This is a genomic window from Ruegeria sp. HKCCD6426 (assembly GCF_057221115.1).
Window position 1 is genome coordinate 573,952 of sequence record NZ_JBWVBF010000003.1, and the last position, 23,315, is coordinate 597,266.

Sequence of the window (23,315 nt, forward strand, 5' to 3'; positions counted from 1 at the left end):
CAGGACTTGCCCCCGTGATTACCCTTGAACGTCCGGCAGGACCACCCCTGCCTTTTGCAGCGCCTCCCAGATTTTGCGATCCCTGTTATAGACATCGCGACGATACTGTATGTCGCCTTTAGGGCCGACATAGGCCGTCCGATAGATCAAATGCACAGGAACGGGCTGGTCAAGATTCACCTTTGTTTCTTTTCCGGTGGCCAAAACGCGATGGAAAAACGCCTTGGGGTCTTCTTCTTGCCGTGCAAGCAACGCGTAAGCAAATTCAAAGGGTTGCGCCAGCCGTATACAGCCATGCGAAAACGCTCGCACCTCACGCGCAAACAGACTTTTCTGAGGCGTATCATGGAGATAGATGTTGTACTTATTGGGGAACATGAACTTCACCAAGCCCAGCGCATTGCTTTTGCTGGGCGGTTGCCGCATCGCAAACGGGAAATCGCGGGCCGTGAACTGAGTGAAATCGACCGCTCCCCGATTGACCTGGCGACCGCTGCGATCCGTGATCTGAATATGCCCGACCGCATTCGGATTGGATTGCAGCTTCGGCAGGTATTCCTTGGTGATGATCGAGCGCGGCACGTACCAGCTGGGATTGATCACCATGTGCTCCATCTCATCCGAGAATTCCGGGCTGCGACGATCATGTGTGTTTTTGCCGATCACGGCGCGGGTTTCAAAAGTCACTTGTCCTTCGTCAACAATTTTGGCCGAGAAATCCGCCTGATTAACCAGAATGTGGCGTGTACCGCGTTGCTCGGGCAACCAACGCTCTCGCTCTAAAGCAACCAACACGGACTTGAGCCTGTCTGACGCCGGTCGATTGATCTCGGTAAGGGTTCCCTGCCCGGCGACGCCATCTGGCTCCAACCCGTGGGCAGTTTGAAAAGCCTGCACTGCCGACAAAAGTTGGGTGTCAAAATTGGGGATGGCGGTCGGCTTCAGGTACCCCATTGTCACAAGCCGATTGCGCAACTTAACGACATTGGGTCCGGTGTCGCCGTGTTCCAGTTTCGAAACGGGAACTGTAGCGCCCCATCCACCCTGAGCGATTAGCTTCTCCAGAGCAATTTTCTGCTTCAGCAACGCTCGGTATTGGTTGGACTGCGGTGAGAGCTTGCCAATGTATCCACCGGCCGGCTCGGACATCATCAGTTCCAGATGCTCTGCGGCTGACCGCCGGTCCACCTTTCGCACAAGGCCTTCATCAATATCAGACGGCTTTACAGTTCCGGATTTTACGTCATTGGCGTACTTCAAGAATGCGCGGGTCAGTTCCGCTTCCAAACGTCCAAGATCGCGAACTGTTCGCGCCTCTTCCATGCGTGTCACAAGGGATTGCACGTCAAATCGTGCCGCTGGCAGCCCATGCAGATCTGTCGTCGACAAGGCCTTTATCAATTTTGCACGTCGAGCTGCATGTTCGGGCGTGTCCCCGACCCAAATTGGCTCGAACCCGTTTTCCCGGTAAAACTCGGATATGCCCTTTTGCTTCACTGTGGCCTCTGCCACGGCCAGTTGGAACGCTGTATTGGTCGTTCCGGCCTGCGCGACAGACCCGGATACCGCGAAACAAGCGGCGATGAGAAAACTGGTGCATGTCCGAAAGACAGAGGGCATGGGGTGTCCTTGGTTATTCAATGACTTGACAACCCTAAAACAGGGCATTGCGAAATAATGTTTCGCGCCGCATCGGATGTCTATTCACAAATCCATCAACAAGGGTCATCTTTCGAACCGTGATGCGCGTTTGCATCGCGAGCGGGTAAGCGCCGATCTACTGTAGCAAAACTATGCAGGTTCGCATCAGTTGCGCAAAAAACTGCCGAAAATTCCCCCTTGATTTCGCATCAGTGAAAGACTCCTTGGCGCGTGATTCCAACTGTGCCATAAAACCCGCATCTGGGTTGGGGAAAAAATTAAGAACGCGCGCGTAACATCGTGTGCAGGCAGGAACAGTACGGGACGAAACAAAAAATGACCAAGAGCAGTACTTCGGGCCTGACCCGGCGTGCCCTATTGGGCGCATTCGCGGCTACCGCAGTTGTAGCGGCTCCGACCTATTCCAATGCGGCTGGTTTTCTCCGTGGAGGTGGCGATATCCGCCGAATCCGTATGTATTCTGGTCGTACGGGCGAGCGTATCGACATGATTTATTGGGTCGATGGCAAATACATCAAAGACGCAGTCAAAGAAGTAAACCACTTCATGCGCGATTGGCGCAGCGATCAGGTCAAGGATATGGACCTGCGTACGATCGATATCATGGCAGCTTCGCATAACCTTTTGGACGTAAGCGAGCCCTATATGCTGCTGTCGGGCTACCGTTCCCCAAAAACCAACGCGATGCTTCGGAACCGTTCGCGTGGCGTTGCCAGAAACTCACTGCATATGAAAGGTCAGGCGGCTGACTTGCGTTTAGCTTCTCGGTCGGTCTCGCAAATGGCCAAGGCCGCGATGTCCTGCCGTGCTGGTGGAGTTGGGCAGTACTACCGTTCCAACTTTGTGCATATGGATTGCGGAGACATCCGGACCTGGCGAGGCTAATCCAGCCCAAACCCACACTTTCAGCCAGGCAATCGTGTTTGCGGAGACACGTTATTGGGCCCAAAGCCCATCACCTTGAGCAATAGATTGTATTTCGGGTCGAAAGCTACTCATCGGTTTTTGACCGTTTTAGACCAGAATCTTGCTTTCCCCCTAACTATAACCTTCTAGTGCGTCGGGCTTTGTGCTTTTGACGATCGCCATTTTAGTTCACGCATATTCCTAATAAACGACCGCATTCTGACAAATCAGTTGCATAATTTTAGGTTTGGTGTTGAGGTGATGTTTGGTTTTATTACACTGATTTTGCGTTAGTTATTTGGTTAGAGGTTACAATGTTGCGACGGATATTGAACGAAATCGTCATCGATATCCCCAATGCTCGCCGTTCCTTCTTGTACAACTTCAGAGCTTTTCTGACCTGGATTGTCGCGTGCCGGGTCGACTTGGCTATTGCAGCTGTGATTTTTGTTGTTTCTGGCGCGGCGTACTGGCAAATCGCCAACCAAATACCGCCCGCTTTGATAGATCCCACGCGGGATGCCTGGGTGTGGTTCGAAGCTGATTTGATCCGAGTACAGCAGGTCATGATCAGCCGCGATGCGGATAACTTCCGAACGAATGTCCATCCACTTCAGCCAATTGCAACCTATCCTCCAACGAAGATTCTCATGCTGATAGGCTTCTCTGAAAGGCTTGCAGCTATCGGTGCCCTCTCTGCGGTTGCTGGTTTTTGGGGTGCAACCCTATTTGGTGGCTTTCGCGGATTGGGTTTACGCCGCCCGGACGCAATTGTCTTCACAACTCTTGGAGCAGTTTCGAGTTCGGCAATCTTTTGGATGACTGTTCCGGAGGTATACGCTTTTGGTGGGCTGACCGTCACAATCGCCTTGGCATTCGGAACACTTATGCAACGTGGAAAAATTCCGCCAGTTTTTCAGTCCCTGTCAACTGTGATCGCTTTCTCGATAACGACAACCAATTGGATGGCAGGCATTTTGACGGTGCTTGCATCCAATCACTACAAGCGCGCTTTTCAAATTTTAGTTAATGGCTTTGCAATGGCGACAGTTCTGTTCGCGGTGCAAAAAGTGTTTTTTCCGAGTTCCACGTTTTTCGTTCCCTACATCAGGCATGAATTAACGTTTATTCTCCACGAATATGCAGGTGGGAACCTGGATAAGCTACGAGCTTTTTTTGCGTACTCCATTGCGATCCCCGACGTTCCCTTTCTGGATAACCCGGCTTTTCCAGAATGGATGCGGTTGACTGTACAGCTCACACCTCTAACGGCGCTCACGTGGGTCGGTGGTGTTGGGCTATTGGCATGGGCGATTGTGTTCCTTTCCGGCTTGGCAAACGCTGTTTTCAAGCCCGGTCCAAACAAGCCGATTGCACAGGCGATGATCTATTATTTGTTGTTTCAACTAGTGCTGCATTTATTCTACGGGGACGAGATGTTCTTGTACTCTCTGAATTATCTCCCTGCGATGTTGTTTTTGGCTGGGTTCTCGGCGCTTGGCAAAGGACGTTTGTTTTGTTTGGCAATAGCCATCGTTTCGATTCCATTCCTCGCGTACAACAACCTTTCTGAGTACCTGCGAATAACTTCGGACTTACAAATCCATGCGGACGCGTTGTTACAGAACTCGGAAAAGCCAACGGTCAGTCAATAAGTACTGCTGGATTTCGTCAGGTTGAACCGCGCTAAAAGGCCTCAGTCGCGACTCTGGTTGCATTTGCCATCAGTGTAAAAGTGAGGTTCTTGGACGGAAGTGTCGGAAAGACGGAGCCGTCGACTACGAACAGGTTCTCGAAATCGTTTGATTGACAATCGCGTGTTACGGTCAGTTCACCGCCTGTTGGAGAAATCGGCAATGTACCCGAATAATGCACGCTTGCTCCGGGTTGGCGTATCTGGGTCATGCCGGGAACCAGAGGCGCCCCAAGATCGCGCATAAATCGCCTTAACCGTGAAAGTGCATCCGTGATTTCCTGATCCTGGCCCTCTGGCGACTCGTATCTAAGGGACAATGCGGGCCATCCCTCAACATCTTTCTGCGGATCGAGTGTAGCGTGGTTCTCTCTCCGACGGGTGTCATTAAAGTTGAGGTTTACCACTCCAAGTGCAGATCTTAGCGTGGTAAATATCTTCCGGCCTGCCTTCATTCCCAATGGAATTTGCGAAATCACGGGATGGGCACTACCGGTTGTCAGTGTCGTGACCTGTCCATGCACGAACTTCGCAGGGTTTTCGGTTTCCATGCCAATTGCCAGTTGGTGGTATTGATAGGACGAGGGGTCATAAGGCCGCCCCAGCATGGACAGATTGAGAAACGGCGCAAGCACTTGCTGATTGTCCATGAGCCCCGGAAGTTTGATGATTTCACCTCTGGCCTTGAAGATTGTCCTGAGAAACAAATTGGCGCTGCTGATTGTGCCAGCAGCAAGCACGAATGCGTCGCCGGTGATTTCTTCGATTGCACCACTGGCGGTATAGGTAACCAAATTATCCAGGCTCTTTGACCCCGCCACCGAAAAATGGCTCGCGAAATGGCCTGGTGTATAGGTGAAGCGCGGATGTTTCTTGAGTATTTCTAAGGTCAGCGAAGGCGTATAGAAGGCGCCGTTGGGGCATCCCCACAGGCATCGGCCGCATTCAGTACAAGCATCTCGATTTCCGAGGTTTCCAGATAGCGCGGCTTGGCGCGACCGACCCAATCGCATGCCCTGATGCCTGCGTGCCAATTTCACCCGTCGGGATTGGTACTTTTGAACCAGGGAAGCGCTGCTTCGATCCAACGATATGGGTTTCAGAAATCCATCTTGGGGGGGATACCATCGTGCCAGATCGTCAGCCTCACCGCCGACACCGATCCGCTCGGCGACCTTTTCATAATACGGTGACATTTGTTCATAGCTGAAACCGAATTCGCTCAAATCGTCATCATTGAATGCGTAGGCGCCACCGGTCCAGCACTCTGCCAATCCACCCGCCGCAAAAGAGACTAGTGATGACAAACCGTGCGCTCTCATCCCGAAAGAACTTGGGTGCTCAAAGACGTAATCCTTTGACGCGGGCAACCCGTAGTACTCTTCATTCTGGTCAGAGTTGCTCGCTGGCAGGTTAATGGCTTCATAATGGTCGCCCAGAAAATAACGCACAGCGTCCGGGTGCAATGTTTTCAGATCGAAAAAACCTGCCCGCGGAAGTGGAGTTTCCCTTCCTGTTTTTCCAACATCAACCATCGTCACAGTATGCCCGCGTTCAATCGCAGTTAGTGCGAAATGCACTCCGCTGGGGCCTGATCCAATTACAATGATATGCATCTTATTTGGAGCCGTTTGAGGATACTGGATTCGACCGGTCCAGCCAAAAACGTAACGGGAGCAAGAAGATCGTTCCAGCCAATGAAGCTGTTACCGACACAATCCCAACCCATGCAAGGCGCAGCAGTGCCAGAACGGGTCCGATGTCTGGCGATCCATCAAACAATTGGTGCGTACCGGCCTCATTCTCCAGAATTGCAGCATAAAGAACCTGCCGCCGACGCAACACACCATGCCTGTGAAGCAGTCCACAATACCCGTCCGCAAGCCACATGCTGATCCCGCCCCGTCGTGCGAGTGACAACGTCAACTGATCGAACCGACTGCCCTCATGATCTAGTCCGAGATCGTTCAGCGCCCTGGAATAATGCATAATTGCTGCGTCGCTCGGGTCTTTTCCGGTCATGTGGTTGCACAACATCCTGGCTTCGGTTCTGGCGTCGCTTTGCGGCGTAACGGGATTCTCGGTAACATCACCTGTATCGCCGCCTTGGTCATCGTTCTCGGAAACTGTACCGATCTGATCGTGCAACGTTGTCATTTGCGGCGATAACGCCTTTACCAACCAGTTGTCAGATATGGTCGAACTATTGCCGAAAACCGCGAACTGCCCTGCGGTGGCGGGCATGATGCCGCGGGCAAGCGGCTCCAGCAACGCCAATGGCCATTGTACCAATCGCAATGGCAACTTCAGGATGCGTGCGTCTCGGGCAAAATGCAGCTGCGCAATTGTTCGCAAGAGCTCCTTCATCGGCACCACGTCCGGACCGCCAAAATCCAGTGTTTCCCTGTCAAAGGTGTCTCGTTTCAGGATTTCGACGATCCCAGTTGCCACATCATCAACAGCAACTGGCTGTACACTGATTGGGTCTCCTCTTTGCGGAAGAGGGACAACGGGTAATCCTGCCAGCGTGTCCAGAGCATCCGAAATGGGTGAACCCTGCCCCAGGATCAGCGTTGGCCTCAGGATCGTATAGTTTAGATCCGAAGCGGCAAGGTCCTGTTCGGCCCGCGCCTTGGCTTCTGCATAGGGGTAGAATGACTTGTCAGCGTACCCCGCCGCAATGGAGCTGACAAACAGGAATTGTTTGACACCCTGCTCTGTGCAGGATGAGATTAACTGCTTTGTCGCTTGCCGGTTTACGCGCTCATGTTCCTGCTTCGATGCTTTGCCGGTCAGCGCCCCGAGGTGCAGAACTGTATCAACGCCATCAAGCGCCCCGCGATAACTGGATGGATCAGTCAGATCCCCAACGCATATTTCCACATTGTTTGGAAGGTCTTTTGCCCGGTTTTTGTCCCGCACAAGAACTCGTAAGTGCCACCCTTGCGCGACAAGCGCAGGCAGGACACGTTGGCCTAAAAAACCTGTTGCTCCGGTGAAAAAGATCGTGCGCGTCATGATGAAGACGGCCGGTCAATATCTTGCTGATTCAGTCGCTGAACGACGATGCTCACTGCGAGCAGAAACAGCAAAGCACCGATGGTTGCCAGTCGCGAGCTTGGGAATATTTCCACCTCAGGCGCGTGGAACGCCCATACCCCGACGATATTTTCGGAACGCCAGATCAATAGCGATCCGCTAATGGCCAGAACCGTACTTGCCCACCCTCCCCTAAATACCAGAGCAAGCGGAACAGCAAGCAAGACGAAGTCATAAATATGTAACGGCGCCAGCGCGACGATCACCGCACTTGTCAGTCCGAATATCTGCCACGCCCTGATATCATCGCCTGCACCTCGAGTGATGCGGCCAGGCCCGACACAGAGCAGTAGAACAACGGCAAGAGCGATCAAAGTTGCCATTGGGTTTCCGATATCAAAACCTGCAAGCTCCCATACAATCAAACGAATGCCGGTCATCGATTGCGGCAGGTTGGCAGCCGTAAACCCGTCATAAGCCCCGAGGTTGCGAAGGAAATCAAAGATCGAACCAGGTGCAATAGCCAGGGACGGAAGCAGAAGGAGAATCGAGAGTACGAAAGCGATAGCAACAGCTTTGCGCGAACGCGGATCAAGCAGCAAAAGCAATATAGCAAAGGGCGCCCCGATCTGTGGCTTGAGCAAAACCAGTGTCAGTCCAACGGCTTCCAGATAGAGCATCTTGTTGATCCGTCCCCATAGCATCAGGGCCACCCCCAAGCCTGCAATAAGGGTTGTCTGGCCAACGGAAAACAGGATTGCAGTCGCCTCCAGAAGCGACATGAGAAAATACAGCGCGCTGAAAACAGGCAGAAAAACCATTCCTCCCAGACGCTCTGAGACAGCCAGACTACGTTTTGGAAACGCAGATATGAAGGCGCTGGTGGTCAGGCCGCAAATGGCGACCACAAGAAGAATTCCACTGATGTTCCAGGCGATATTCGCTGCAGGCAGGTCAAGCGCCCCAAAAGGCGTGGCAAAAGCCCACCATGTGGGCGGATACACCCACATGATCGGTACGTGCCCCGAATTGATCTTTGCTGCACCCGTGGCCTCATACGTCGGGCCATACGGATTAATGCCATCAAGCCACATGTCGCCAGCCAGCCAGATGTAGCGAAAATCAAAACCGGGCTTTTCTGCAAGTTGCACGACCTTGAACAGTAGATAAGCAGTCGCAAGACCGCACAGGAGGAGTGAAAGACAATAGATGGCACGGCGTGGAATGACGGTACGTACGGGTGAAATCTCCACTGTTTCAGTCATGCCCTCATATTCCTCCATCAAAAATCACCATCGCTAAACGCCCAGATTTTGCTCATGAAATAGGTAAATGTCGGCACGATCGCGATCATTACAGCCAGCGATGCCCAATATGGCTGCCCCAATACATCTGAAACGGTGAATACGATGATCTGGTTCAGAAACAGGTTAATGACGGAAATGACAAAAAACTTTGGCATGGACCGCTGAATGCGACCGGGTGATCTGAATGAGTAGTTTCGGTGACCGAAGTAGGAAACAAAAAATGCGACCGAATAGGCCACAAGATTGGCGCTTAAAGGCTCGAGGCCGCCGAAATGATGTGCGGCCAAGCCAACTGCGACATGAACGCCTGTGACAATCCCGCCTGTCAAAACAAATGTAACAACGCTTCTGGCCGACATACTGGACTGCCCGTTCTATTGCGCTGCATGCCTTGAGGATCTGATCCCCTCTGGCACCGTCAGGTCGTTAGAATCGTTGTCATGATTTGTTTCGGGATGGTCTCCTTGCCCGATTATCTCTTCCACGATGAACAAGGGGCGTTTCTTGGATTGGATATAAAGCCGGCCAAGATATTCGCCGATCACACCTAAGACCAGAAGTTGCCCGCTGCCAAGGATCAGGACAACGGACATCAGCGTTGTCCAACCCTGAATGGCGATCCCTGTCAGGTAGCTGTATGCGGTGTAGGCAAGGAACACGACCCCCAATAGTGCGCAGATAAACCCTAGATAAATCGAAAGGCGCAACGGCAGGATCGAAAAACCCGCAATCGCATCCATCGCAAAGCCGATCATTTTCCGCAAAGGGTATTTTGTGTCCCCGGCAAAACGGGCGGAACGGGAGTATTCCAAGGGAACTTGTTTGAACCCAACCCAGCTAACCATCCCCCGGATAAATCTGTGTTGTTCAGGCATCTCGTTGAGTGCCGTCAGAGCCCGGCGGCTTAGAAGACGGAAGTCACCTGTGTCAGGCGGAATGTCGATATCTATCAGCAGGTTCAAAAAACGGTAAAAAACATGGGCAGAAAAGCGTTTCGCACGGGTTTCGCCCTGCCGTTCCGTCCGTTTGCCATAGACGACGTCAGCACCGTCATCCATCAGTTGCATCATATCAGAAAGCAGCTCTGGCGGGTCCTGCAGATCTGCATCCAGAATAAGAACACGCTGGCCCCGGCAAAAATTCAACCCTGCGGTCAATGCCAATTGGTGTCCAAAATTTCGAGAGAGAAAAACACCCACGATCGTCGGGTATTCGTCGCTGAATTTGCGGATCAGAGAGCGGGTGTTATCGCCTGAACCATCATCGACAAGAACTATTTCATAGTCCTCACCGGCGACTGTCGTGCACACAGCTACAACCCGGCGCACCAGTTCGGGCAGCGACTCCTCTTCGTTGAAGCAGGGCACTACGACTGACAAAAATGGCATACTCATCGCACAATGAAACCTAAAACCAAAACTCTACCCTAAAGTATAACCGCAGAAATCAGATATTTGTCAGCCATATGTCGCATGAAGCGAGGAAATCTCAAAGCTTTTAAGGACATTGAGGGGCTTGGAGTAAGATTGTTGCCGCTCAGTTGATACTTCCTTTAATGTGGTTGAGAGCGTTTTGTATTGCTGAAAGCAGGCTTGACCCCTGAATATGATCCAAAACGACACTCTTCGCCGGGTGAAAGAACCGCTTTCCCTTTTAAGATCACTTGCCTGGTGTCTTTGCCAAGCGGACACAATCGTCAGGTCGGCAGTGGAAGAGGTCGTTATAACTTGGAAAAATAAAAGGTTACACGAAAGACGTGAACAAAAATACACGTATCCCGGGAAACTTGAAAACGAGCACAGCTCGCATTCCAAAAGTGGAAATTCAGTTGCCTGGAACGGTGTTTTAGGAAAATGGCGCACCTGAGAGGATTCGAACCTCTGGCCTCTGCCTTCGGAGGGCAGCGCTCTATCCAGCTGAGCTACAGGTGCCTTGTGGGTTAGCTACCCTCGTTCAAGTCCGGGTGCAACTGCAAATCCGCATTACATTTGCTGCTTTTACTCCGCCCTAAGCAAACAGATCATGCGCCAATTCCAGCGCGTCGATCAACGTGTCGACCTCGTCGGTGGTGTTGTAGAGTCCAAAGCTGGCGCGGCATGTTGCGGTTACCCCAAGATGGTCCATCAAGGGACCCGCGCAATGGTGCCCCGCCCGCACGGCAACGCCTTTTTTGTCCAGGATCGTCGACACGTCATGCGCGTGCCCCGCACCATCCAGCGTAAAGCTGAAGATGGCGGCCTTGTTGGCGGTCGTGCCCTGAACTTGCAACCAGTTCAACCCGGTCAGGCGCTGCATTGCGTAGTCGCGCAAACCTGCTTCATGCGCGGCAATCGAATCCATTCCGAGATCCATCATGTAATCCAGAGCGACACCCATACCGATCGTCTGCACGATACCTGGCGTTCCGGCCTCGAACTTCATTGGCGGATCGTTATAGATCACCTGATCCTTCGAGACTTCCTTGATCATGTCACCGCCGCCGATGAACGGACGCATTTCGGCCATGCGTTCAGACTTGATGTAGATCGCCCCCGAACCCGACGGGCCGTAAAGCTTGTGGCCGGTAATCGCATAGAAATCGCAGCCGATATCCTGAACGTTAACCGGCATGTGCACAGCGCCCTGACTTCCATCCACCATTACAGGAACGCCCTTGGCATGAGCGCCTTCAGTTATGGCTTTGACGTCAACCACTGTTCCCAAAACGTTTGAGCAATGGGTCACAGCAACCAGTTTGGTCTTGGGGCCGATGGCATCGATGACTGCTTGCGGATCCAGATGCCCCACCGCATCAACATCCACCCACTTCAGCACGACCCCTTGGCGTTCTCGCAGAAAATGCCAGGGTACGATGTTGGCGTGATGCTCCATCACGCTCAGGACAATCTCATCCCCGGCTTGAAGATGCGGCATCGCCCACCCATAGGCGACCAGATTGATCCCCTCGGTCGTGCCCGAGTTCAATACGATTTCATTCTCATCCCGAACGCCCAGGAACCGCGCCACGGTGCCGCGCACAGCTTCGTATTTTTCGGTCGCAAGGTTTGACAGATAATGCAGGCCGCGATGAACATTCGAGTATTCTTGGGAATAGGCCTGTGTCACCGCATCTATCACCACCTGAGGTTTTTGCGCCGACGCGCCATTATCCAGGTATGTCAATGGCTTGCCATTCACCTGCCGGGACAGGATCGGAAAGTCAGAACGGATTTTCTGTACATCGTACATAGACAGTGTTTCCCTACTCCGGCCCGTTTGGGGTCATCAGAAGAACAAAAGGAACGGCCGCGAGGCCCGAGACCAGGATCACCAGAAAGGATTTTCCGAGCGAACCGAACTGATGCGCCTGATTGAGAAAATGCAAGGTGATGTAAAGGCTGAAAAGGCTCATCGCCAAAATAAGGGGGCGCAACATCGGCGGAAGCGCAATCGCCAGGAAAAAGATAACAACCTGGGCCGCAATCTGCAGAAATTGCAGCCAGATCATTAGAGCGGCGATCCCGTCAAACGTTCCCTGCCCGCCCAAGAGTCGACCGACAACAAAAAATGCGCAAATGCTGAGGGCCAACGCCCCTGCAGTGGTGACCAGTATTTGCATTACCGGCTCGAACAAAAGCGGAAGGTCCGGGTCGACGATCGGGTAGATCAAACTGGATGCCGACTGGACCAGCGTATTCAGAACAACCGCGAGGCTAAAGCCCAACCACAACACGTCGCGTCCCGGACAGTTTGCAAGGACTTGCCGAGCAGCCTCGGCCGGATTGGCGACCGTCAAAACGGCCAGACTGCGCAGGGCGGATGCTGTCATGAATTGCGACCTTCTGCCTGAATGAGACCAGAAATCCAGAACCACAGGAACACGGCCACCCACGCCACGCCAACAAGGTTCATCGCCGCACCCTGCCCGATAAATCCGGCAACAAGGCCGAACAGCATCAACAATGGACTGGCCGCCAAAAAAGACCAGAAAAGAGCAATCCGCGCCCCGAACCAATCGCCTTGGCCACCGAACAGACGGGCCACAATGTGGCTGAGCCCGGCAACAAGATATAGGATCAAAGGCGCGCTCAGCACCCAGGCAAACAGTGCCCCCGCCAGCAGAGCATTTAACTCCTGCCCGGTCAGATGCGCTTCGCGTGCCAGACGCGGGGTCTGACCTATGAACACCAGAACACAGCCTGCCATCAAAATGGCCAGCGCACGGTCTTCCCGCTGTCCCATTTCCAACAGACGACGCACAACTCGCCCCGGACCGCGATACGTGGCCACGATATCCGATGTAACGGGCATCAGCGGCGGCGCGCCAGCCATTCTTGCAGGCGCGACACGATGACTTCTGTCAGAGCCTTGTCTTCGATTTCATCCACGGCTTCAGCCAGAAACGCCAACGTCAACATATCGGTCGCCTCTTCTGCCGGAACCCCGCGCGAACGGAGATAGAACAATGCCGTTTCGTCAATCGCACCCGACGTCGAGCCATGTGAACACGCCACGTCATCTGCGTAGATTTCAAGTTCGGGCTTGGCCAGGAATTGACTGTCGTCATCCAGAAGTAACGACTGGCTTATCTGGTACCCGTCGGTTTTTTGGGCACCCTCCTTCACCAGGATCTTGCCTTGAAACACGCCAGTAGCTCCGTTGCGAAGAACCTTCTTGAAAACCTGTCGGCTTTCACAGTTCACAGCATCATGAGTCACAAAGACTGTATCATCGTGGAGAAACTCTCCGTCACCAACGCATGCCCCTGCTATGTGAGCGATTGCGTTATCGCCCGTCAGCTCAACGACCTGTTCATTGCGTGTCAGCACGCCGTTCACAGTCAGGGTAAAGGACTTGTACACCGACTCGGCACCCATACGAGTGAACATATGAGTTGCGGCGCGGCGCTGATGGTCACGTCCCTGCGCGCGGACATGGTGAAACGTGCCACCGTCTGCGATGTCGATTTCCATACATTTGTTGAACCGCGACGCCGCAGGACCGTTTTCGAGAATGGTCACTTCTGCGCCGCTTTCCACTCGGATGACATGATGCAAAATCGCATCCGAATCCTCGGACGTATGATGGTAGATAAGGCTGATCGGTTTAGACGGTTTGCCGCTTACATGAATCGCTACCCCATCCGAAGCAAACGCCGTATTCAGTGCCGCCAATGGGCGTGGCACCGGTGACTGGCCCTTGGCCTCCAGTACGCCGTACAACTCCTTGGCCCAATGGATATCCTTGCAGCAGATATCCTCGAGCCGATCAATGGTGACACCTTCCAGTGACAGTTCGTCGGAATCATCCGGGCTGAATACACCGTCGACAAATACGATCTTCAACCGATCGAACTCATGGAACATCATGGGTTCATCAGTGCTGAATACGGCTGCGGGAGGCGCTTCAGGCGAAATCAAAGTGTCCGGCCTGGTGTATTTCCAATACTCATCCCGCCGCCCGGGCAAACCCATTTCCCGAACGCGCGCCAAAGCGGCTTCGCGCGCTTTGCGCGTGCAGCCTGCGTCGGGCATGGTCAGAGAGGCAAGCCGCTCTTCCGTCGCGGTCTGTTTCGCTTGTGGCAACGCCATTAGTTCACCTCAGCCAGAATATCTGCATAACCGTTGTGTTCCACCTCCAGCGCCAGCTCGGGGCCACCGGATTTCACGATACGACCGTCAGCCATGATATGAACAACATCCGGTTTGATGTGGTCCAGCAGGCGCTGATAGTGGGTGATGACCAAAAAGCTGCGCCCTTCGCCACGCAAAGCGTTCACGCCTTCGGAAACCAGCTTCATCGCGTCAACATCAAGGCCCGAGTCGGTCTCGTCCAGGATGCACATCTTGGGCTCCAGCATCGCCATCTGCAGGATTTCGTTGCGTTTTTTCTCACCGCCCGAAAAGCCCACATTTACCGGACGCTTGAGCATATCCGCATCGATCTTCAGCGATTTTGCCTTGGCGCGGATGACTTTCAGGAAGTCCGCCGCCGACAGTTCCTCTTCGCCGCGTGCCTTGCGCTGCGCATTTACGGCAGTACGAAGGAATGTCATGTTACCGACGCCCGGGATTTCAACCGGATACTGGAACGCCAGGAACAGGCCCGCAGCGGCGCGTTCTTCCGGCTCCATATCCAACAGGTCCTCTCCTTCAAGCGCGGCCGAACCCGCCGTGACCTCATACCCGTCACGTCCCGACAGCACATAGCTGAGAGTCGATTTGCCCGAACCATTCGGTCCCATGATCGCATGCACCGTTCCAGGTTCGACGGTCAGGTCAACACCTTTGAGGATCTCTTTTTCTTCTTCCTCAAGTTTGACGTGCAGGTTCTTGATTTCCAGCATGATTTGTCCTTTTGCGTATCGCAAGGGGCGCCCCGGCCCCGATGTATTCTTATCCCAGTATCTTGCGGATCACGCGGGCGGCTATCCAACCAAGGATGGCCCCTCCACCAACCGCCCAGACCGGGTTGATAAATTCCATGTAGTTGGTGTTTACGTAGGCCACGCCCAACAACCCGCCCAGAACCGGAAGCGCATATCCCAGAACGGTCAACACATCATCCCGTTGGATGCGTTTGCGCGGCGTACGAGCCATCAACCGACCGAGCCTTCCAGTGAGATCGCCACAAGTTGCTGCGCTTCCATCGCGAACTCCATCGGCAAGGCCTGCAAGACGTCTTTGCAGAAGCCGTTAACCACAAGGGCGACGGCCTCTTCTTCGTCCATTCCACGCTGGCGGCAATAGAACAGCTGATCGTCATCCACCTTCGAGGTTGTCGCCTCGTGCTCGACGCGTGAAGAATTATTGCGAACTTCAATGTAAGGCACTGTATGTGCGCCGCATTTATCACCGATCAACAAACTGTCGCACTGCGTGTAGTTACGCGAGTTCTTAGCCTTGGGATGCATCGACACAAGACCGCGATAGGTGTTCTGCGCTTTACCCGCGCTGATCCCTTTGGACACGATCCGTGATTTGGTGTTCTTGCCCAAGTGAACCATTTTGGTGCCGGTATCGGCCTGCTGCATATTGTTAGTGATGGCGATTGAATAAAATTCACCCTGGCTGTCATCACCGCGCAGGATGCATGACGGGTATTTCCACGTCACGGCCGAGCCGGTTTCAACCTGCGTCCACATCACCTTGGCCCGGTCACCCCGGCAATCGGCGCGTTTGGTGACAAAGTTGTAGATGCCACCCTTGCCGTTCTCATCGCCCGGATACCAGTTCTGGACAGTGGAATACTTCACCTCGGCGTCTTCCTCGACGATGATCTCGACAACAGCGGCATGCAACTGCGCGATGTCCCGTGCAGGTGCGGTGCAGCCCTCAAGATAGGACACGTAAGAGCCTTTGTCGGCGATGATCAGTGTGCGTTCGAATTGACCGGTGTTTTCAGCGTTGATCCGGAAATAGGTCGACAGTTCCATCGGGCAGCGCACACCGGGCGGCACATAGACAAACGAGCCATCCGAGAACACGGCTGAATTCAATGTAGCGTAGAAATTGTCAGACACCGGCACGACCGAACCCAGGTATTTCTTGACCAGTTCCGGATGCTCGCGAATGGCCTCGGAGATCGAGCAGAAGATTACCCCGGCCTTTTTAAGTTCGGCCTGGAAGGTGGTGCCGACCGAAACCGAGTCGAACACCGCGTCCACGGCAACCTTACGACCCTCGGCTGGTGCCGCTTCCGCGCCCTCGACGCCTGCCAGAATCATCTGCTCTTTCAGCGGGATACCAAGCTTTTCGTATGTGGCAAGCAGTTTGGGGTCGACTTCATCCAGAGACTTGGGCTTGACCTCCATCGACTTGGGCCGGGCATAGTAATACTGGTCCTGAAAATCGATCTCGGGGTAGTCGATCATCGCCCATTCGGGCTCATCCTTTTGCAGCCAGCGCTCGTACGCTTGCAGCCGCCATTCGGTCATCCACTCAGGCTCTTCGTTCTTTTCCGAGATCAGCCGGACGATATCCGGTGTCAGCCCCTTAGGGGCGTATTCCATCTCGATATCGGTTTCCCAACCATACTTGTAGGCGCCTCCGACCTCGCGCACCGCATCCACGGTGTCCTGATCGACGCCTTCTTTTACCTGAGTCTGGTCCAAAGCGGCCATGACATCCTCCGTCCGATCACGCGGCACGCGCATGATGCTTTTTCTCTTTTTCAAGCCACGTTTCGGCGAAACGCAGCACATCTTCTTCAGTCGTCTCCGGTCCAAGCGACACGCGGATCGCGCTCGCTGCCGTCAGCTCGTCGTAACCCATGGCCGTCAGAACCGTACTGGCACGTACTTTGCCGCTGGAACAGGCAGACCCGGCGCTGATCGCAAAACCGGACAAATCCATCTGCATGACCTGTGTCTCGCCTTTCCAACCCGGGGTGGCAAAACACAGAGTATTCGGGAGTCGCTCCTGATCTTTCCCGACAAAAATAGTAGATTTAGAGCCGGCCTCAAGAGCGTTTTCTAGAATATTTCTAAGTTCGGCAACTTTTTCCCAGACACCATTCGCCAAATCACGCGCCGCAGCTTCAGCAGCAGCCCCGAAACCCGCTATCCCAATGACATTTTCGGTGCCCGAGCGCCGGCCCATCTCTTGGCCACCTCCCTTGATTTGGGCAGGTAGATCTGTACCGCGGTTCATAACCACAGCGCCTATGCCCTTGGGCCCCCCCAGTTTGTGAGCCGAGATCAAAGCCGTCTTTGCGCCCAGCCAGTTGAACGCGACCGGTAGTTTACCAAATGCCTGGGTCGCATCCGTCACGGCGAGCCCGACCGGCAAGGTCTGAACAATACCTGTTTCGGAGTTAGCCAGTTGCAGCGTCGAAGACTCAGGGTTGGATACTTCGACTTGGCCAGAGCCTGAAACGGGCAGGCTGTCATCTGTCCAGGCGCGAACTGCGTCATGTTCAACCGCGGCACCCTTCAACCCACGCCCCGCGAGGGCCAGCGCAGCACCTTCCGTTGCGCCAGACGTGAAAACAACATCGGCACCGTCCGCGCCGAAAGCTGCCGCGACCTGAGCGCGCGCCCTTTCGACCAACGCTTTAGCAGCCCGGCCTTCGGCGTGAACCGAAGACGGGTTTCCGGCAGCATCCATCGCCGCAACCATGGCAGCGCGCGCCTCAGGCCGAAGCAAGGTCGTCGCATTATGATCCAGATAAATACGTTTCATGGATACATCTTTTCAAACGGGCTTTTGGTGTCTTGGGATGTGGAACTACATGACATTCCGTCAGTCGTCCACGACGGAGAACAGGCTAGGTACGGCAGGACACGGCGCCAGATCATTTTGAATGACATCCGATAGGCGAGTTTGGTGCAGAAACACATAGACTTGAGCGCTCAAACCTTCCCACAGCCGGTTGGTCAGCGACTGCGCCCTGCTACCAGAAGACGCACCGGACGCCCCCGCGCCTTTTTGCAGCGCATCGACAGTTTCATCTACCGCGGCAAGAACCTGAACCACACGAATATCCGATGCCGGACGGGCCAACCTATAGCCGCCACCTGGCCCACGAACCGACGAGACCAACTCCGCACGGCGTAATTTGACGAACAGCTGCTCCAGATACGGAAGCGAGATGTCCTGCCGCTCGGATATTTCAGCAAGCGTCACAAGCTGATCGACTGGTTGCAGCGCGATGTCTGCAAGCGCAACCATTGCATATCGGCCCTTGGTTGACAGCTTCATTGTATTCCCTCGTGGCAAGAATAGCGCGAAATCATTGACGCCGCCGCAGCCAGTGCGTATCTCCCACTGGCAGCGTATTTTACGCGGCCCAAATGTAATTAGAACCGTTCTAAGGTGCCTGACGAATATCGTCAAGTATTTCTGGGCGCCGACACGGTAAAAAGACAGGACCAAAGCACACATGCCCGAGGTGATTTTTCCCGGACCCGAAGGCCGCCTGGAAGGCCGCTACCACCCGCAAAAGGAAAAAGACGCACCGATCGCTATCGTGCTGCACCCGCATCCTCAATTCGGCGGGACCATGAACAACAAGGTGGTCTACAACCTGCACTATGCCTTTTACAACATGGGCTTCACCGTGTTGCGGTTCAACTTCCGCGGCGTTGGCCGCAGTCAAGGCGAATATGATCAGGGCATCGGTGAGCTGAGCGATGCGGCTTCGGCGCTTGATTACCTGCAATCAATGAACAACAACTCGAAACACTGCTGGGTCGCAGGTTTCTCGTTTGGCGCATGGATCGGCATGCAGTTGTTGATGCGTCGCCCGGAAATCACCGGGTTCATCAGCGTTTCGCCACCCGCAAACATGTATGACTTTTCTTTCTTGGCGCCCTGCCCGTCCTCCGGTTTGATCATCAACGGCTCGGCCGACCGCGTGGCACCGCCGGCGGACACAACAACGCTGGTGGGCAAGTTGCACGAACAAAAAGGCATAACGATCACCCACAACGAAGTTGAAGGCGCCGACCACTTTTTCCAGGACCGCCACATGGACACGCTGATGACCGACGTGACGGACTACGTAAAGCGCCGCCTGACCGAGAACACCCGGTAATGTCCGACACGATTTCTACCCTCGCGGCCAGACTGGCTGAAGACACAATGAAGGTGATGGATGAAACCGGCGAAGATCGATTCTTTGTCGAGGTTGGGGAAGTCCTGGGTGCTGCTTCACAGTCCCTGGAAGAGGCATATTTGACCGAAATTCGGGTCCGGCTTGCTGAGCGAAAAGCCCGACAGTTCGTGGTCAAAAGACTGTCCGAGCATCGTTCGAAGCTAAAGGCAATTGAAAAGCAATAGCTTCCCTGAGGGCCAAAGAAAAACAAAAAAGGAGCCCGAGAGCTCCTTTTTCACTATCGTATGCGATTAGCGCTTAAACTGTATCAACCCGAAAACCGCTCAACAAATATGGCTGCATCTTTGTCGACGGACCCCCCGTCTGCAAGCCACCCCAGCGCCACGATCAAAAACGATATGATGATGACGGATTTTGCAAATGTCGTCATTCCAAACTCATAAAAAAACACTAATAAACACTGTGACGTTACCACGATACTCCATAAACCGAATAGTCGGGTTTACCTGACCTTCGAGTCACTCTCGCTCTGATTGCAGGTAGGAATTCACTTGCCGAAAACCCCAATTATGTGGTCAACCAAACCGTCAAATCATCTGCGAGAAATCCCGTGCCTAAGATCTACCTGATCCTCTTATTGGCCGTTGCCGCTGAAACCATCGGAACAACCGCCCTTCAGGCCAGTCAGCAGTTCACACGCTTCTGGCCCTCTGCGCTGGTCATTGTGGGATACGGTTTTGCGTTTTTCCTATTGTCTCTGACGCTCAAGGTGATGCCCGTTGGTATCGTTTACGCGATCTGGTCCGGGCTAGGCATCGCTATGATCGCCCTGATTGGGTTCTTTGTTTTTGGTCAGAAACTGGACTGGCCAGCGATCCTTGGACTGGCGTTGATTCTGGGCGGTATCCTCGTCATTCACCTGTTTTCTAGCACGGCCGGGCATTGATCGCGCGTTAGGGCTGGTAACTTTGCCCAAGCCGCGCTATGCGCGCGGCAACTTCCCGTTCAAAGGCTGACCTCTCATGGAACTGCGCAATATCGCAATCATCGCTCACGTGGACCACGGCAAGACGACCCTGGTTGATGAGCTGCTTAAGCAATCCGGCGCGTTCCGGGAAAATCAGGCCGTGGCGGAACGCGCCATGGACAGCAACGATCTGGAGCGTGAACGCGGCATCACCATCTTGGCCAAAGCGACTTCGGTCGAGTGGAAAGATACGCGCATCAACATCGTCGACACCCCCGGCCACGCCGATTTCGGCGGCGAAGTCGAACGGATCCTCAGCATGGTTGACGGTGTTGTCTTGTTGGTCGACGCGGCCGAAGGCCCGATGCCACAGACCAAATTCGTGACGTCCAAGGCGCTGGCCTTGGGCCTGCGACCCATCGTGGTTTTGAACAAGGTCGATAAGCCGGACGCCGAACCCGACAGGGCCCTGGACGAGTGCTTCGATCTGTTTGCCAACCTCGGCGCGGATGATGATCAGCTGGATTTCCCTGCCATGTACGCCTCGGGCCGTTCGGGCTGGGCCGATATGGAGCTGGACGGACCCCGCAAGGATCTGAGCGCACTGTTCGACCTGATCGTTGATCACGTCCCCTCGCCAAAGCAGGCCGAGAAAAAGGACGAACCGTTTCGAATGTTGGCCACGACTCTGGGCAGCGACCCGTTTATCGGCCGCATTCTGACCGGCCGCGTCGAAAGCGGTACTCTGAAAGCCGGCGACACCCTGAAAGCACTTAGCCGCGACGGCGCGCTGATCGAAAACTTCCGCGCCTCCAAGATCCTGGCCTTCCGCGGTCTGGGTCAGCAACCCATTGACGTGGCCGAAGCAGGCGACATCGTCACCATCGCCGGGATGAGCAAAGCCACCGTGGCAGATTCGCTCGTTTCGCCTCAGGTTGACGAGGCCCTGCCCGCCCAGCCGATCGACCCGCCCACCATCACTGTCACCTTCGGCATCAACGACTCTCCGCTGGCTGGGCGCGACGGCAAAAAGGTTCAATCCCGCGTGATTCGCGACCGGTTGATGAAGGAAGCCGAGTCGAACGTCGCCATCCGCATCTCTGACACCCCCGGCGGCGAGGCCTTCGAAGTCGCCGGCCGCGGCGAATTGCAAATGGGCGTTCTGATTGAGAACATGCGACGCGAAGGGTTCGAACTCAGCATCTCACGCCCGCAGGTTCTGTTCCGTGAAGAAGATGGTCAGCGTCTGGAGCCCATCGAAGAAGTCACCATCGACGTGGACGATGAATATTCCGGTTCGGTGATCGAAAAAATTACCGGAGCGCGCAAGGGTGAACTGGCTGAGATGCGCCCCGCCGGCGCAGGCAAAACGCGCATCATCGCGCATGTCCCATCACGCGGCCTGATCGGTTATCACGGCGAATTCCTGACCGACACACGGGGCACCGGCGTTCTGAACCGCGTGTTCCACGGCTGGGCCCCGCACAAGGGTCCGATCCCAGGTCGTCGTGCCGGAGTTCTGATCTCGATGGAGAACGGCCAGGCCGTGGCTTACGCCCTGTGGAACTTGGAAGAGCGCGGCCGCATGTTCGTTGCCCCGCAAACCGACATCTACCAAGGCATGGTTATCGGAGAGCATTCACGTGACAACGATCTCGAAGTGAATCCTCTTAAAGGCAAAAAACTGACGAACGTACGGGCCAGTGGCTCGGACGATGCTGTGCGCCTGACGCCTCATATTCAGTTCTCACTGGAAGAGGCGATTGCCTATATCGACGACGATGAACTGGTTGAAGTAACGCCGAACGCAATTCGTCTCCGCAAGCGCTTTCTTGACCCACATGAACGCAAGCGGATGGCTAAATCTGCGTGACGCAGAGCGCCTTTTTATATCCTGATTTAGAAACAATGGCACTTCTGTGACATTTTTAAATCACTCCGAAAAATAGTAAGGTATTGAAAGCCCGGCATATGCCCGGGCTTTCTCTTTGTTATTGCCCGAATTTCTACTTTAAAGTGCGCTTTCTCGGGAAATGACGGTTCTAATCCCTCTGTAAACAAGGCATCATTTAGCGGTATTTGTGTCAAGAATGTGGCGCCACAAGTTCCAGTGGTTGCTAAGGGTTACGAGTTCTGAGGAGGTGCGCTATGCGCATGAGATCAAAGTTACTTTCGTTTGTTTTTGTTTCGGTTTCGTTACCAGTACTTTCCACCGGGGCAGCCAGTGCGTCGGACATGTGTACCGTCAAAACCGCAAGGCAATCTGTGTCTTCCAATACACTATGCGCGTGTGATGTCGTCAGTTCTCGCATGTTGCGTTACATCCATCGACGCGCAGATTTCGAGGAGATACTTCAACGTACGCTCCTAGATTGCCCAAGATTTGCGGCTGTTCTCACAGACTTCCCGACAGCATCAACCATCGGCAATCCAAGGCGAAGCGGCGACGGGCGTGATGGCGAGACTCCTACGGGAACCGACCCAGGCACAGACAGCGGACCAGATGGTGAAGAACCCGAAGGCGACGATCCTAAAGGTGATGATCCTGAAGACGACGGACCAAAAGGCGACGGACCAAAAGGCGACGGGCCAGAAGACGATGGGCCAGAAGACGACGGGCCAGAAGACGACGGGCCAGAAGACGACGGGCCAGAAGACGACGGACCGGAAGACGACGGGCCAGAAGACGATGGGCCAGAAGACGATGGGCCAGAAGATGATGGGCCAGAAGATGATGGGCCAGAAGATGATGGGCCTGAAGACGATGGGCCTGAAGACGACGGACCAGAAGATGATGGGCCTGAAGACGATGGGCCTGAAGACGACGGACCAGAAGATGATGGGCCTGAAGACGATGGGCCTGAAGACGACGGACCAGAAGATGATGGGCCTGAAGACGATGGGCCTAAAGGCAAAGGCCATAAAGGTGGCGGCCACAAAGGCAAAGGCCCCAAGGGTGACGGACACAAGGGAAAAGGTCCCAAGGGTGACGGACACAAGGGCAAAGGTCCCAAAGGTGACGGACACAAGGGCAAAGGTCCCAAAGGTGACGGACACAAGGGCAAAGGTCCCAAAGGTGACGGACACAAGGGCAAAGGTCGCGAAAGTAGAGAAAAAAGATAACTCTTCAGGCCTGAAGCTGAAAAACACAATGGGCGATGAATTCATCGCCCATCATTTGGTAACAATACTGTAGCCCCTTCTG

General features: G+C 54.3%; 23 protein-coding genes and 1 tRNA gene. 7 read left to right on the forward strand and 17 right to left on the reverse strand.

Annotated features, from left to right (window positions below):
- Positions 1 to 18: 18 nt before the first annotated feature.
- Positions 19 to 1,620 carry a L,D-transpeptidase family protein gene (locus AC2TDA_RS11685; RefSeq protein ID WP_480879358.1) on the reverse strand — a complete coding sequence of 534 codons (1,602 nt, stop codon included), beginning with the start codon at positions 1,618 to 1,620 and terminating at the stop codon, positions 19 to 21.
- Between the two features lie 357 nt (positions 1,621 to 1,977).
- Here AC2TDA_RS11685 and mepK point away from each other — a divergent pair, with 357 nt between their 5' ends.
- Positions 1,978 to 2,547, forward strand: coding sequence for a peptidoglycan L,D-endopeptidase MepK (mepK, locus tag AC2TDA_RS11690; protein ID WP_480847921.1), 570 nt, complete (start codon positions 1,978 to 1,980; stop codon positions 2,545 to 2,547).
- A gap of 350 nt (positions 2,548 to 2,897) precedes the next feature.
- Positions 2,898 to 4,223, forward strand: a complete 1,326-nt coding sequence (locus AC2TDA_RS11695) for a hypothetical protein (protein ID WP_480879359.1) — start codon at positions 2,898 to 2,900, stop codon at positions 4,221 to 4,223.
- A 31-nt stretch (positions 4,224 to 4,254) separates the two neighbouring features.
- Here AC2TDA_RS11695 and AC2TDA_RS11700 read toward each other — a convergent pair whose 3' ends face one another.
- The 15 genes from AC2TDA_RS11700 to iscR form a co-directional block, all read right to left on the reverse strand.
- On the reverse strand, positions 4,255 to 5,877 hold the full coding sequence (locus tag AC2TDA_RS11700) for a GMC oxidoreductase (protein ID WP_480879360.1): 1,623 nt from the start codon (positions 5,875 to 5,877) through the stop codon (positions 4,255 to 4,257).
- Position 5,878: 1 nt separating this feature from the next.
- Complete coding sequence (locus AC2TDA_RS11705) at positions 5,879 to 7,279, reverse strand: SDR family oxidoreductase (protein ID WP_480879361.1); 1,401 nt, start codon at positions 7,277 to 7,279, stop codon at positions 5,879 to 5,881.
- Positions 7,276 to 8,565: a glycosyltransferase family 87 protein gene (locus AC2TDA_RS11710; RefSeq protein ID WP_480879362.1), complete on the reverse strand. Its 1,290-nt coding sequence runs from the start codon at positions 8,563 to 8,565 to the stop codon at positions 7,276 to 7,278. Before AC2TDA_RS11710 ends, AC2TDA_RS11705 begins: the two co-directional genes overlap by 4 nt.
- Before the next feature lie 17 nt (positions 8,566 to 8,582).
- Positions 8,583 to 8,966, reverse strand: coding sequence for a GtrA family protein (locus AC2TDA_RS11715; RefSeq protein WP_480847926.1), 384 nt, complete (start codon positions 8,964 to 8,966; stop codon positions 8,583 to 8,585).
- A 15-nt stretch (positions 8,967 to 8,981) separates the two neighbouring features.
- The gene (locus AC2TDA_RS11720) at positions 8,982 to 10,001 is read right to left on the reverse strand and encodes a glycosyltransferase family 2 protein (protein ID WP_480847928.1); all 1,020 of its coding nucleotides are present in this window, start codon (positions 9,999 to 10,001) and stop codon (positions 8,982 to 8,984) included.
- Positions 10,002 to 10,461: 460 nt separating this feature from the next.
- Positions 10,462 to 10,538: transfer RNA gene (locus AC2TDA_RS11725), tRNA-Arg, on the reverse strand.
- A gap of 76 nt (positions 10,539 to 10,614) precedes the next feature.
- Positions 10,615 to 11,835: a cysteine desulfurase gene (locus tag AC2TDA_RS11730; RefSeq protein WP_480879363.1), complete on the reverse strand. Its 1,221-nt coding sequence runs from the start codon at positions 11,833 to 11,835 to the stop codon at positions 10,615 to 10,617.
- 13 nt (positions 11,836 to 11,848) lie between these two features.
- Positions 11,849 to 12,415: a YIP1 family protein gene (locus AC2TDA_RS11735; RefSeq protein ID WP_480879364.1), complete on the reverse strand. Its 567-nt coding sequence runs from the start codon at positions 12,413 to 12,415 to the stop codon at positions 11,849 to 11,851.
- The gene (locus tag AC2TDA_RS11740) at positions 12,412 to 12,897 is read right to left on the reverse strand and encodes a YIP1 family protein (RefSeq protein ID WP_480879365.1); all 486 of its coding nucleotides are present in this window, start codon (positions 12,895 to 12,897) and stop codon (positions 12,412 to 12,414) included. The genes AC2TDA_RS11735 and AC2TDA_RS11740 overlap by 4 nt, the downstream gene beginning before the upstream one ends.
- Entirely contained in the window at positions 12,897 to 14,177 is a 1,281-nt protein-coding gene (locus AC2TDA_RS11745) for a SufB/SufD family protein (protein ID WP_480847935.1), read from the reverse strand. The genes AC2TDA_RS11740 and AC2TDA_RS11745 overlap by 1 nt, the downstream gene beginning before the upstream one ends.
- Positions 14,177 to 14,932, reverse strand: coding sequence for a Fe-S cluster assembly ATPase SufC (gene sufC / locus AC2TDA_RS11750; RefSeq protein WP_480847937.1), 756 nt, complete (start codon positions 14,930 to 14,932; stop codon positions 14,177 to 14,179). Before sufC ends, AC2TDA_RS11745 begins: the two co-directional genes overlap by 1 nt.
- A gap of 49 nt (positions 14,933 to 14,981) precedes the next feature.
- A complete protein-coding gene (locus AC2TDA_RS11755) occupies positions 14,982 to 15,185 on the reverse strand; it encodes a hypothetical protein (RefSeq protein WP_480847938.1) in 204 nt (67 codons plus the stop codon).
- Positions 15,185 to 16,708 carry a Fe-S cluster assembly protein SufB gene (gene sufB, locus AC2TDA_RS11760; protein WP_480848283.1) on the reverse strand — a complete coding sequence of 508 codons (1,524 nt, stop codon included), beginning with the start codon at positions 16,706 to 16,708 and terminating at the stop codon, positions 15,185 to 15,187. The genes AC2TDA_RS11755 and sufB overlap by 1 nt, the downstream gene beginning before the upstream one ends.
- A 16-nt stretch (positions 16,709 to 16,724) precedes the next feature.
- Positions 16,725 to 17,768, reverse strand: a complete 1,044-nt coding sequence (locus AC2TDA_RS11765) for a cysteine desulfurase family protein (RefSeq protein WP_480879366.1) — start codon at positions 17,766 to 17,768, stop codon at positions 16,725 to 16,727.
- A gap of 60 nt (positions 17,769 to 17,828) precedes the next feature.
- Positions 17,829 to 18,287 (reverse strand): Fe-S cluster assembly transcriptional regulator IscR, encoded by a 459-nt coding sequence (iscR, locus tag AC2TDA_RS11770; protein WP_480879367.1) that lies wholly within the window; start codon positions 18,285 to 18,287, stop codon positions 17,829 to 17,831.
- 181 nt (positions 18,288 to 18,468) lie between these two features.
- On the opposite strand from iscR, the gene AC2TDA_RS11775 reads away from it, so the two are divergent.
- Positions 18,469 to 19,122 (forward strand): alpha/beta hydrolase, encoded by a 654-nt coding sequence (locus tag AC2TDA_RS11775; protein ID WP_480847942.1) that lies wholly within the window; start codon positions 18,469 to 18,471, stop codon positions 19,120 to 19,122.
- Positions 19,122 to 19,367, forward strand: coding sequence for a hypothetical protein (locus AC2TDA_RS11780; protein ID WP_480847944.1), 246 nt, complete (start codon positions 19,122 to 19,124; stop codon positions 19,365 to 19,367). Before AC2TDA_RS11775 ends, AC2TDA_RS11780 begins: the two co-directional genes overlap by 1 nt.
- Before the next feature lie 83 nt (positions 19,368 to 19,450).
- Here AC2TDA_RS11780 and AC2TDA_RS11785 read toward each other — a convergent pair whose 3' ends face one another.
- A complete protein-coding gene (locus AC2TDA_RS11785; RefSeq protein WP_480847946.1) occupies positions 19,451 to 19,573 on the reverse strand; it encodes a hypothetical protein in 123 nt (40 codons plus the stop codon).
- Positions 19,574 to 19,753: 180 nt separating this feature from the next.
- Between AC2TDA_RS11785 and AC2TDA_RS11790 the strand changes: the two genes are divergently transcribed.
- The 3 genes from AC2TDA_RS11790 to AC2TDA_RS11800 all read left to right on the forward strand — a co-directional run bounded on the left by AC2TDA_RS11790 (position 19,754) and on the right by AC2TDA_RS11800 (position 23,306).
- Complete coding sequence (locus tag AC2TDA_RS11790; RefSeq protein ID WP_480847947.1) at positions 19,754 to 20,089, forward strand: DMT family transporter; 336 nt, start codon at positions 19,754 to 19,756, stop codon at positions 20,087 to 20,089.
- 76 nt (positions 20,090 to 20,165) lie between these two features.
- Positions 20,166 to 21,983 carry a translational GTPase TypA gene (gene typA / locus AC2TDA_RS11795; protein WP_480847948.1) on the forward strand — a complete coding sequence of 606 codons (1,818 nt, stop codon included), beginning with the start codon at positions 20,166 to 20,168 and terminating at the stop codon, positions 21,981 to 21,983.
- Between the two features lie 630 nt (positions 21,984 to 22,613).
- Positions 22,614 to 23,306: a hypothetical protein gene (locus AC2TDA_RS11800; RefSeq protein WP_480896861.1), complete on the forward strand. Its 693-nt coding sequence runs from the start codon at positions 22,614 to 22,616 to the stop codon at positions 23,304 to 23,306.
- Positions 23,307 to 23,315: the final 9 nt, after the last annotated feature.